Source organism: Octadecabacter ascidiaceicola, assembly GCF_900185015.1.
Lineage (GTDB): Bacteria > Pseudomonadota > Alphaproteobacteria > Rhodobacterales > Rhodobacteraceae > Octadecabacter > Octadecabacter ascidiaceicola.
On sequence record NZ_FXYD01000001.1, the window covers coordinates 697655 to 709741 of the forward strand.

The following is a 12087-nucleotide window of genomic DNA, read 5'->3' on the forward strand; positions in this document are numbered from 1 at the left end:
CGTTAGCTACCCTGCTGTTTGCGCATGAACAATACCACTCACCTAAGGTTGACCCGCAGCGCAAGCGATGCGGCAAAGGGCAGCAAGGCAAAGCTTCCCAGCGTGATACCCGCGAGCATGAGAAGCGAGGTGCTTGGGTCCAGCCCATCCGCGCCACGTCGCACAGCCTCTGCCCCGAAGATCAGCGTCGGAATGTAAAGCGGCAGCACGAGCAAAGACATCAACAGCCCGCCACGGCGCAACCCCACAGTCAGCGCGGCCCCGAACGTGCCGATCATCGACAGCGCAGGCGTTCCGAGCGCGAGGGACAAGAGCAGCCACAGATAGGCGCTTGGGGCAAGGTTCAATAGAAACCCAAGAACAGGCGCAGCCAAGGTCAACGGAAGCCCCGTGGTGACCCAATGGGCGATGCCCTTAACCAATGCAACGCCTTCCAACGGCAGCGGCGATGTCGCCAACAACGGCAATGATCCGTCCTCGAAATCCAACGCAAAGATACGGTCCAGCGACAGCAGCGCCGCCAATAGCGCCGCGACCCATAGAATGCCCGGTGCGATGCGCGTCAGCAGCTCGGCCTCAGGCCCCACACCGAACGGCACCAGCACGACAACAATCAAAAAGAACGCCAACCCAAGGCCAAAGCCGCCCCCTGCCCGCACCGCCAGCGCGAGGTCACGGCGCAGCAAAGCGATCATAAAAACGCCTCGTCAGACCCACCGCCCGCATCTGCGGCGGCGCGAAACGGCGCAAGTTCAAGCTCGGGCAGGTCCAGACCCAAATCAATATGCGTGGCGATCACCGCAATGCCGCCCTGCGCCAAATGTTCATCGCGCAGCCAGCTTGCGAACATTTTAACCGAAAACGCATCAAGGCTGACGGTGGGTTCATCCAGAAACAGCACCTTGCGGCCAATAACCCCAAGGCGCGCCAGCCCGACGCGGCGTTTTTGCCCCGCCGACAATGTGCCCGCTAAACGCGTGCGTAGGTCTTCCAGATCAAAGGTTTTGAACACGCGGTCCGGCAGGTCTGCGCCATGCACGTCCGCCCAGAACGCAAGGTTCTCGGTCACTGTCAGCTGGGTTTTGATCCCGTCCGTATGGCTGGCATAGGCGCCTGTGTCTTCGGGGAAATCCACGTTGCCCGACAACGCAGGCTGCAAGCCCGCCAAGGTGCGCAGCAAGGTTGTCTTGCCAATGCCATTCGCCCCGCGCAACACCAGCGCTTGGCCCTCGGCCACGTCAAAGGACACGCCGGAAAGCACTGGCACGCCGCCCCGCGCAACCGATAAGTCTGAAACCTTCAATTCCATATCACTACGCTAGCCTAACCCCTAAACCGGCAAAAGCGCCAAACCGACGCGCCGCCCTTCGGACAAAACGATGTTGTAGGTCCGACAGGCCGTAGGCGACGCCATCACCTCAACGCCAAGGCCCGCGTCCTCAAGGGTTTTGCGCAGCTCAGACGGGATATGCGCGATCTCGGCGCCCGTCCCAACAAAGACAACATCAATGTCAGCGGCAGCATCGATCAAGGTTTGCGCGTCGTCAAACCCGCCCCAAGGCGTGATGCCCGACGGCAGCGCCAGTAATGCGCCCTCATAGACCTCACCACCGATGCGAAAGAAACCGGCCCCGTACCCATCAACCGGCTTGGCATCCGTATAGACAACCTCGTTCAATCGCATCGGTAAGCTCCTTTAGGCATCAATGTCGGCGAATTGCCCGCCGACCTTTTTGGCGTCCTTAGACCAGTCCCGTTTCACGCCCAAGACCAGCAATGTCGCGGAGGCCACGAAGATGGAGGAATATGTCCCGATGATAACACCCCAGATCATCGCAAACACGAACCCGCGGATCACATCACCACCCAACACATAGAGCGAAATCAGCGCCAACAGCGTGGTGAAAGATGTCATGAACGTCCGGCTAAGCGTTTCATTGATGGACAGGTTCAACACCTCTTTCAGATCCTTGGCCTTATACTTGCGCAGGTTTTCACGCACACGGTCAAACACAACCACCGTATCGTTGAGCGAGTAGCCCACAATGGTTAGCAAGGCCGCGATAATCGCCAAATCAAAGCGAATTTGCAGCGCCGAGAAGATACCGATGGTCAGCAAAACATCGTGCATCAAGGCGGCAACTGCGCCCAATGCAAACTGCCATTCAAACCGCATCCAGATGTAGGCCAACACCGCCCCAATCGCCAAAACAACAGCAATGATCGCGCTTTGGATCAGCTCACCGGACACGGTCGGGCCTACGGATTCAACCGCTGGGAATGTCATATTTGGATCGATGGTCTGCAACGCTGCTTCCACCGCTCGGATGGTGTCATTGGTCACGGCTTCTTCGCCATCTTGGGCTTGGATCGCGACTGTGGCGACGTTCTTGTCTTCGCCAAAGGTCGGATCAAAGACCTCGGTGATGGTCACCTCGCCCAAGTCCAGCGTGTCAACGGCCGCACGGTATTCAGCCACATCAATCGTTTGCGTGCTTTCCGTACGCAGCGTTGTGCCGCCTTTGAAGTCGATACCGAAGTTTAACCCCTGCGCCATGAAAGACACGAAGGCCACAACGACCATGATGCCCGACAGCCCAAGCCACAACTTGCCGCGTTTGAAGAAATCAAACGCCGTTTCGGACTTTACAAGACGCAGATACTTGCCCGCAAAAATCTGTTTTGGGCGTTTGCGCTCAAACCAGATCACGACCAACAAGCGGGTCACAAAGATCGCCGTGAACACGGATGTGATAATTCCGAGGCCAAGGGTAATCGCAAAGCCACGTACCGGCCCTGCCCCCATCGCAAACAGAATGGCAGCAGTGATGAAGGTGGTGATGTTGGCATCGATAATTGCCGACAGCGCCTTTTCATACCCAAGTTCAATCGCGCGAGCTGGCCCTTTGGCTGTGCGACTTTCCTCGCGGATACGCTCAAAGATCAACACGTTGGCATCCACCGCCATACCAATCGTCAAAACGATCCCCGCAATACCTGGCAAGGTCAGCGTGCCGCCAATCAACGACAACAATGCAAAGATCAGTGCGACGTTCACCAACAAGGCAACGTTCGCAAACACACCCAACAATCCGTAGCTGAGGACCATATAAATCAACACCAGTGCAAACGCGACGACACAGGCAATCGCACCCGCGTTAATGCTGTCTTGCCCAAGGTCAGGCCCAACCGTCTGTTCTTGAAGAAAATCAAGCTCGGCAGGCAACGCACCTGCCCGCAGCAACACGGCGAGGTTGGTAGATTCCTCAATCGTAAAGCGCCCCGTGATAATCCCAGACCCGCCCGAAATATGCGCAGCGATGTTCGGCGCGCTTACGACTTCGTTGTCCAAAACAATCGCAAAGGGCGATCCGATGTTATCGCGGGTATAATCGCCAAACTGACGTGCACCCGATGGGTTAAACCGGAACGTCACCGCTGGACGGTTATTTTCGTCAAACGTTGGCTGGCTATCGACAAGCTCCTCCCCCGTCACAACAGGCGAGCGTTCAACGATGTAGTAAAGACCCTCTTGGTCCAAGCTCGGGATCAACATATTGCCCGCACCAGCACTCGCGTCTGGATCGCCGGTTGACCCGACAACCGGATGGAACCCAAGCTGCGCGGTCGTGCCAATGATGTCTTTAACTTCCTGTGCGGACCCGACACCGGGCACTTGGATCAAAATACGGCTTTCACCCTGCCGCTGAATAGACGGCTCACGCGTGCCGACTTCGTCGATCCGGCGGCGTACGATTTCAAGCGCTTGGCGCACTGTGCGGTCATCCGTGGCAACCTTTTCGGCCTCAGACAGTGAAACCATAAGGTCCGTGTCAGACAGCTGCACAACTTCGATATCAGTCTCACCAACGGTGGTGACACTTACAACAGGCTGCGCCAAACCGCGCACCAATTCCAGCGCGCGCGCCATGCCGTCGGGCTGCGAAATGCGCACCCGCAGCTCACCCTCGACGTTGCTTTCGTCGGTCACGAACCCGACAACATTACGCTGCGCGGCCAGCACATCGCGCACCTCAGGCCACATGGACCGCATCCGCGACTCGTACACCTGTTCAACCTTCACTTCGGCCAACAGCTGCGCGCCGCCACGCAGATCAAGGCCCAAGTTCACCAAGTTATCCGGCATAAATGACGGCCACAAAGCCGCATCCGCCTCAAGCTCGGGCGTGCTCGTCGCCCCCTCAACCGCCAAGATCGCCTCAGCATCATTAGAGGTTTCAACCTTACCGTAGAACCCATTGGGAATGGCCACGATGATACCAATTGCAACAACCATCCAAATCGCGATGCGTTTCCAAAGGTCAATCTTCAACATGAGGGTGTCCTGTCTTTTCTCTCAACCGCGTTGCGGGATTTTATTCATTATATTATGGGGTTACGCACTGATATTCAGGCGTGAAATTCAAAGGCTATGCGCAGCCTAGGGGCAGAAATCCGCACTCGGGTCGGACCCGTCAACGCTCTCTTCTGAGAGAACATCAAGGTCAAATGGCAAAACGCCGCCTTGCATCAACGCGGCAAGGCGCTCTGCTTCTTCGTTCGCAAAACTACCGGTAACTATTCCAGAACCACCCCAAATCGCGGACTGAATTGTCGGCGCAGTGATCACTTCATCGCGCAGTGCAATCGCGAAGGGTTCACCAATGTGCTCGGCGGTGTATTCGCCAAACCTTTTGCCGCCCTCTTCGGAAAATCGGAATGAAACGGCAGGTTGACCCATCTGATCGAACGTCGCCTGCGCGGATAAAACCGAAGTTCCATCCAGTACGGGGTCGTTCTCAACGATGTACCCCAGAATCGGATCATCCATCTGTGGCAAAACAGCGAACCCATCAGGGGCATCAACTGTTTTGTCCAACGACACCCGCTCGACAACCTGCAAGAACCGAAAGTCGATTTTTTCAAGCAGTTGGGAAAGTCCGTCACGATCGACCGGCATCCCCGCAGGCAGTGACACCAAAATCTGGTCATCAACGACCTCGGTGTAGTCAAACACCCCGCCGTAAAGTCCACCAATCCGCGCACTCACGACATCAGATGCGCGATCAAGGTTTTCTTCGCTCGGCGCGCCAGCCGCAGACAGCACCAATCGGGTGCCGCCACAGGACTCCAGCACAGGCGCCGTTGGCACCATGCCTTGGGCGTCAACCGCGCCCGCGCTCAGCCCAAGGGCTATGAGCGCGCTTCGGATCATTTGTCTGCTGGCTCAGTCTTATTGAGAACCTGTGCGATTGTGGACTTCACAACACGCACTTTCACGTCGGCCGCCAGTTCAACTTCAACTTCGCCGTCGTCCTTAACCTTGGACACTTTGCCGATCAGACCACCAGCCGTCACAACCTGATCACCACGACGCAGCGCTTCGACCATCGCAGCATGTTGCTTTAGCTTTTGCTGCTGTGGACGGATCAGCAAGAAATACATGATACCGAAGATCAGAATGAGCGGGATAAATTGGCCAAAAGCTTCCATGAGGTCTTTTCCTTAATTGCACGCGAAGGCACCCCCCTCGCAATTTGGCGCACACTACGTTTGCATCGCAGGATTCGCAACGCAGTCGCGCCAATTTCATATGGGGTTCTGACGTGCAAATTGCCATACCAGAACCATACCGGACCCATACCCAACCCATATGCTTCCCAAAGGGGTAAAATTGCGCCATATGGTCGGCACCAAATTAGCAACAAGGACCAAAACCATGCACGACATTCGCGCCATCCGAGAGAACCCCGCCGCTTTTGACGCGGCGCTTTCCCGCCGCGGTGATGCGCCCCTGTCGTCGGAGCTTTTGGCCATGGACGAGGCCCGCCGCGCCAAGATCGGTGCCGCCGAGGCTGCGCAAGCCGAAGCCAACAAAGCCGCCAAAGAAGTTGGTGCAGCTAAGGGGCGTGGTGATGAGGCAGAATTCGAACGCCTGCGCGCGCTAGTCTCTGAAAAGAAAGCAGAAATTGCAGCCTTGAACGACGAAGCCAAGGCGCAAGATGCCGCCCTGACGGACCGTCTTGCCGTGATCCCGAACCTGCCTGCGGACGATGTACCAATGGGCGCGGATGAAAACGACAACGCTGAAATCTCCACCTGGGGCACCCCGCGCGAATTTGATTTCAAACCTGTTGAGCACTTCGAAATCGAAGGCGTTAAGCCCGGTATGGACTTTGAAACAGCTGCAAAAATTTCCGGCAGCCGCTTTGTTCTGATGTCCGGCGCCGTGGCCCGCGTGCACCGTGCGCTATCCCAATTTATGTTGGATATTCATACACTTGAGAACGGCTTGACCGAAGTGAACCCGCCCGTCCTCGTACGCGACGACGCGATGTATGGCACCGACAAGCTGCCGAAATTCGCCGAAGACAGCTACCAGACGACTGAGGGCATGTGGCTGATTTCCACCTCTGAAATCCCGCTGACCTACATCGCAGCGAACCACGTAATCGACGAATCCTACCTACCCCGTCGCTACACCGCGCATTCGCTATGCTTCCGCTCCGAGGCTGGCAGCGCGGGCCGTGATACGTCCGGCATGTTGCGCCAGCACCAGTTCGAAAAGGTCGAGATGGTCTCCGTGACCCATCCAGATCAGTCTGACGCTGAGCAAAAACGCATGCTGCGTTGCGCCGAGGATTTGCTGGAACGCCTTGAAATTCCTTACAGAACCGTTCTGCTGTGCACTGGCGACATGGGCTTTGGCGCGCGTCGCACTTTTGACATCGAAGCATGGTTGCCCGGTCAGAACGCCTACCGTGAGATCAGTTCGGTCTCTACCACAGGTGATTTTCAGGCCCGCCGCATGAACGCCCGTTTCAAGCCGACTGAGGGTGGCAAACCGCAGTTCGTTCACACGCTGAACGGCTCCGGCCTAGCCGTTGGGCGCTGCCTGATCGCGGTGTTGGAAAACGGCCAGCAAGCGGACGGTTCAGTAGCACTTCCGAAGGTCTTGCACGGCTATATGGGTGGCGAAACGACCATCAACGCAGACGGCTCACTTAGCTAAAGCCACTCACGCGGTCGCAAAATTTCATCAGGCAGATGGGTGTGCCCGCCATCTGCCCATTTTCGCGCTTTACGAATGGAGTCACGCTGTACGTCATCAACACCATGAATTTCATGGTAAATCTGGCGCAAAGACGGATTGCGTTCGTAATCTGTATCAGCCTTACAGCGGTCAATTGCGGCCATAGAAAGCTCGTCCAAACCAGACGGCCCTTCGCGATCATTTGAGATCGCGCTCATCATCGCCCCTGACAAACCGACCGGTCCAAATTTGTTGTCCAAGCGTTCGGTCACATCAAAATGCGTCGCCACGCGGTCCATTTCGGACCAGTCCAACCGCAGCCCCGCTTGCTGCGCACCAAGCGCAATCCAATTGAGAGAAATCGAGCTTAACCCAACACGTGAGCCCCCACCCCCAACCGAGCCATGATTGCCCGGAAACCATTGCTGCATGTGGGTCGGGATCAACTCGCTGTTATATCTAACGTTCAAATCCAACATGTTGGACCACGGGTAGCTGGGGAATGTCTTGCGGCGTTCATCAATTGAAATCGCATGTCGCGCCGCGAGAACCATGCTGGTCAGCACTGCATCGTGAAACCGATACTGCGCATTAAACCGTTCGGCAAAAGGTAGAAACGCAGGCAAACCAAGGGCGCTAACCGTATCCCAAACCCCCAAATAGGCGATGCCAAGGCGCACGGCGTCGTTGATCGGTGCGCCATTCTTGCGCCGCCATTTGGCTTCTGTGTCGTTCACATAGACACGCGGCGCGAACGACGCGCGAAATGCCAGACTTTCAGGATGATCAGGGTGTGTTTCCGGTGCACGACTTCGATAGCGCCGCATCGCTTCTGGGATTTCAGCCAATTTATCACGCGCAGGAATACCGCAGGACCGGATCAACCCGACCAAAGACCGCGCCGCGAAGGCACCCCGCGAAAAGCCGAACACCATGATCTCGTCGCCGGGTTCATACAAAAACACGAGGTTGCGGTAGGCCTCCTCAATGATATCCGTTAGCCCCCAACCAAGCGCCCCGCCCAGCAGCCGATCCATCCGTCGTGCAGCCCAGTTATTGCCGCGCCCAGACCCAACACCGGGTGAATACAACACAACTTGCGGCATTCCGCCAACCGCATGGGACGCAACACATCGCGACAGGCGCACAACATTCGTCGGATGCTCGGCGTCTGGTCTGTTCCAAGTGCCATCAATAAAAATAGCGATGCGTTTCATGGGCTTGTCCTCTTCAGCTTACCCAGAGGCTGAAGCGCACTTACCCTCACGTCAAGTCAGCTAAACCTGACTTTAGGAATTCCCGCGGAACCGCTTTTTCTGATCAGCTGGGGCCTTGCCCAAGTGCTTACGCAAACGAGATGGCGTTGACTTCGTATTGTTTTTATACGGGTTTTTATCTGCCTGTGATCGGAAATGCAGACGGATCGGCGTCCCCGGCATATCGAAATCAAGGCGCAACCCGTTCACGAGGTAACGCGAATAGCTTTCCGGCAGCATGTCGGGGTGGGAACACATCACAACAAACCCCGGCGGGCGCGTTTTGACCTGCGTGGCATAGCGCATTTTGATGCGACGGCCACCCGGTGCGGGGGGGGGGTGCGCTTCGGTCATGCCCATAAGCCAACGGTTCAGGTTTGCAGTCGTGACGCGACGGTTCCAAACCTCATGCGCACGCATGATGGCCTCTTGCAGACGGTCAATTCCGCGACCCGTTTTGGCGGACACCGTAATCAGCGGTGCGCCCTTTAGCTGTGGCAGCAAGCGTGTGAATTCTTCTTTCAGCTCTTTCAGCTTGGCCTGCTTTTCGGGTTCAACGTCCCACTTGTTCACGGCAAGAACCACAGCGCGGCCTTCGCGTTCAGCAAGGTCAGCGATACGCAAATCCTGTTGTTCGAACGGAATTTCCACGTCCAGCAAAACGACGACAACTTCGGCGAATTTCACCGCACGAAGTCCGTCACTGACTGACAGTTTTTCCAGCTTTTCCTGCACCTTAGCGCGTTTACGCATGCCTGCGGTGTCAAAGATGCGCACAGGCACGTCGTCCCATTCCATTTGCACGGAAATCGCATCACGGGTGATGCCCGCCTCTGGCCCCGTCAGCAAACGGTCCTCGCCAAGGATCTGGTTAATCAGCGTGGATTTGCCCGCATTGGGGCGGCCAACAACGGCGATTTGTAGCGGCTTGGCTTTGGTTGGAATGCGTGGCGCGTCCGGATCGTCGTCGTCCACATCAACGTCGGTTTCTGGCGTATCCGCGGCAGCGCGTTCTTCAAACGCATCAGACAACGGCATCAGCACATCATACATTTCGCCCAGACCTTCGCCGTGTTCAGCGGACAAGCGGATGGGTTCACCAAGACCAAGGTTGAAACCTTCGATCACGCCCGCATCGGCGGCTTTGCCTTCGGACTTGTTCGCCGCCAAAATGACGTTGGCGTTTTTCTTGCGCAGGATATCGGCAAACACTTCGTCAGCAGGCATAATGCCCGTGCGCGCGTCATACATGAACAGGCAGACATCGGCCATTTCCACGGCGCGTTCCGTCAGGCGACGCATGCGGCCTTGCAGGGATTCGTCCGTGGCCTCTTCCAGGCCAGCGGTATCAATCACCGTAAAACGCAGATCGCCAAGGCGCGCTGGGCCTTCGCGCAAATCGCGCGTGACACCGGGCTGGTCATCGACCAGCGCGAGTTTCTTACCGACAAGGCGGTTGAACAAAGTGGATTTGCCAACATTCGGGCGGCCGACAATGGCGAGTGTGAAAGACATGGGATTACGACTCTATAAGGTTAGAGACGCGCACTACACCGTTTAGGGCTTAACGGAAAGCCAGCAATTCACCGCGCTTGGACACAACGTAAAGCGTGCCATTCGCGACAACAGGGTTAGACGCAGCGCCGCCACGGATTTCGATGGTGCCAACCAGCGTGCCCGACGTTGGGTCAAACTGGCGGACCAAGCCATCCGAAGACGCTACAATCAAACGACCACCCGCAAGGATCGGGCCATAGTGCGCGAAACGGGTTTTTTGACGGCGCTCGCGGTTTTCTTCAAAGCCGGGAAGCTCAACACGCCAGATTGCGGTGCCATCATCTGCGTCCAAACGCAGCAATTCACCAAGGTCATTGACCATGAACACGGATCCACCAGCAGGCCAGACAGGGCCAACGGCGCCTTCTGTTGCGGTCCAGATGCGGCCGCCGTTGGCGATTTCCAGCGCCACAACACGGCCAGAGAAGTTGCCAACATAAACGCGGTTACCATCGATCACCGGATCACCAGCAATGTCAGAAATGTTCGATGCCGCCTGCCCCGGACGTTGGCCTGTCACAACAGTGGACCAACGACGCAAGCCGCCCTCGGGAAACGCCGCGAGGACTTCGCCTGTCGGGAATGGGAAAATCGCAAACTCGCCGTTCACCGCGGCGCCCGCACCGCCAGAAAAGTTAGACGTCGGCGGTGTTCCGCTTTGTGTCCAGCGGATGCGGCCTGTGTCCAGATCAAGCGCCCAAGCACGGCCATCACGGGCCACGACATAGGCCAGATCGCCTTGGATGGTGGGTGCGGATGTTCCCGGCGCATCAAGATCCTGACGCCAAAGCTCGCCACCAGACGCTGCATCAAGCGCTACGACTTCACCAAAGCCAGTGGTCGCCAGCAAAACATTTCCAGTAACGGCCAAGCCACCACCGGATGCATCGCGCGGATTGTCAGATGCCGGAATAACACTGCGTGCCCAAAGTGGCGCGCCGGATGGGGACGTTGCAACGACCTGACTTTGCGCATCAAGCGTATAGATCGCATTCGTTGTCACAACAGGGTCAGCCGTAATACGAAGACGGCGGCTGTCGCCTGCCCCGATGTTTGCAGCAAAGACCGGCGAAAGCGCGGTACCCAGTGTCGGATGCGCAATGCGGTGCGTCGGGCTGCCATTCCGGTGCGTCCAAGATGTGTTCAAAGAAGCAGCAGGCAATGAGATCGGGCGCGCTTCATTTACAAAGGCAGTCACTTCTGCTGCATCACCACGAATATCAAGCCGTTCGCCCGGCAAAATAACGTCCTTCTCGCCGCACGCGACCAAAGCGGTCGTTAGGGCCAACGCGATAAGCGTTTTCGTCTTTAAGCCTGATACAATCTTGCGTGTCACATCATTCCCCTTTTCGGGCCCCTTGGTGGGGTTCTTAGTTGTCTTGCGCGTCGTCAGTTGCGGCACTATTGCCGAGAAGTTCTTCAATGTCACCGCCCATTGCTTCAATCATGCTGAAAGCGCGAACGCGTAAGCCGCGTGTGGTTTCCGCATCTTGTGCGATGGCAAGGAATTGCGTTGTTGCAGCGTCTATGTCGCCAGCTTCAACGCTAAGCAATGCGATCTGTTCTTGCGCCACCAAACGGAACGGCGCACCAGCGGCAGCCAGTCCTGTCAGAACCGCGCGACGCTCTTCAATCGGCAGTGTATCGCCTTGCACCATCACCGATTTCAGCGCGGCCAAGTCTCGATAAACTTGCGGTGCTTCTTCATCCAGAGCAACGGCTTCTAACGCCGCAGCCGCCCCTGCAATGTCACCCGTTTCGGTTAGGTTTGATGCCGTCAAAAGACCAGTAATTGCTGCAGCTGGACCTGTGGCCTCAATCGCTTGCAGGGCAGCCGCGCGTTCTGCGTCATCATCTATCTCAAGCGCCGCAAGGATTTCATCGCCGGCAGCTTGCGCAGCATTGGTAACCTGCGCCTTGCGGTATTCGGAATAAGCTGTACCGCCAACAATCAGCAAAACAACCAATACAGCGATCCAGCCGTACTTGCGCATATAGCCAAACAGCTGATCCTTGCGGACCTCTTCGGTGACTTCTTCAATGAAGCTTTCTGAATTGCTCATAGTGCCCTCACGCAGTTTCCCGCCCCTCTTATCGTGAAGGGATAAGGGGGGACAAGAGGCGGGCGAAAACGATGCCTAATTCGTACGGAAAAACGGGCAATTCAGGAGACTTACCGCAAAAGTAACAACCTTTAACATTTTGGACTTGCCGGTAGGTCACTATTTTACTAATCTGAAC

The 12087-nt window shown here is 56.7% G+C and carries 11 protein-coding genes; 1 reads left to right on the forward strand and 10 read right to left on the reverse strand.

Annotated features, from left to right (window positions below; translation table 11 throughout):
* Positions 1-38: 38 nt before the first annotated feature.
* The 6 genes from ccmB to yajC form a co-directional block, all read right to left on the reverse strand.
* A complete protein-coding gene (gene ccmB / locus OCA8868_RS03455) occupies positions 39-695 on the reverse strand; it encodes a heme exporter protein CcmB (RefSeq protein ID WP_093995119.1) in 657 nt (218 codons plus the stop codon).
* Positions 692-1309, reverse strand: coding sequence for a heme ABC exporter ATP-binding protein CcmA (gene ccmA / locus OCA8868_RS03460; protein WP_093995120.1), 618 nt, complete (start codon positions 1307-1309; stop codon positions 692-694). The genes ccmB and ccmA overlap by 4 nt, the downstream gene beginning before the upstream one ends.
* A gap of 21 nt (positions 1310-1330) precedes the next feature.
* Positions 1331-1684 (reverse strand): Mth938-like domain-containing protein, encoded by a 354-nt coding sequence (locus OCA8868_RS03465; RefSeq protein WP_093995121.1) that lies wholly within the window; start codon positions 1682-1684, stop codon positions 1331-1333.
* Between the two features lie 12 nt (positions 1685-1696).
* Positions 1697-4336, reverse strand: a complete 2640-nt coding sequence (secD, locus tag OCA8868_RS03470) for a protein translocase subunit SecD (RefSeq protein ID WP_093995122.1) — start codon at positions 4334-4336, stop codon at positions 1697-1699.
* A gap of 105 nt (positions 4337-4441) precedes the next feature.
* Positions 4442-5215: a preprotein translocase subunit SecD gene (locus OCA8868_RS03475; protein ID WP_093995123.1), complete on the reverse strand. Its 774-nt coding sequence runs from the start codon at positions 5213-5215 to the stop codon at positions 4442-4444.
* On the reverse strand, positions 5212-5493 hold the full coding sequence (gene yajC, locus OCA8868_RS03480) for a preprotein translocase subunit YajC (RefSeq protein WP_093995124.1): 282 nt from the start codon (positions 5491-5493) through the stop codon (positions 5212-5214). The genes OCA8868_RS03475 and yajC overlap by 4 nt, the downstream gene beginning before the upstream one ends.
* Positions 5494-5719: 226 nt before the next feature.
* Between yajC and serS the strand changes: the two genes are divergently transcribed.
* Complete coding sequence (serS, locus tag OCA8868_RS03485) at positions 5720-7012, forward strand: serine--tRNA ligase (protein WP_093995514.1); 1293 nt, start codon at positions 5720-5722, stop codon at positions 7010-7012.
* On the opposite strand, the gene OCA8868_RS03490 is transcribed toward serS, so the two are convergent.
* The 4 genes from OCA8868_RS03490 to OCA8868_RS03505 form a co-directional block, all read right to left on the reverse strand.
* Positions 7009-8250 carry a phospholipase effector Tle1 domain-containing protein gene (locus OCA8868_RS03490; RefSeq protein WP_093995125.1) on the reverse strand — a complete coding sequence of 414 codons (1242 nt, stop codon included), beginning with the start codon at positions 8248-8250 and terminating at the stop codon, positions 7009-7011. The genes serS and OCA8868_RS03490 overlap by 4 nt on opposite strands.
* Before the next feature lie 72 nt (positions 8251-8322).
* Positions 8323-9804 carry a ribosome biogenesis GTPase Der gene (gene der, locus OCA8868_RS03495; RefSeq protein WP_093995126.1) on the reverse strand — a complete coding sequence of 494 codons (1482 nt, stop codon included), beginning with the start codon at positions 9802-9804 and terminating at the stop codon, positions 8323-8325.
* A 49-nt stretch (positions 9805-9853) separates the two neighbouring features.
* Positions 9854-11182, reverse strand: coding sequence for a PQQ-like beta-propeller repeat protein (locus tag OCA8868_RS03500; RefSeq protein WP_245848014.1), 1329 nt, complete (start codon positions 11180-11182; stop codon positions 9854-9856).
* A 34-nt stretch (positions 11183-11216) separates the two neighbouring features.
* Positions 11217-11909: a tetratricopeptide repeat protein gene (locus OCA8868_RS03505; RefSeq protein WP_093995127.1), complete on the reverse strand. Its 693-nt coding sequence runs from the start codon at positions 11907-11909 to the stop codon at positions 11217-11219.
* Positions 11910-12087 lie beyond the last annotated feature (178 nt).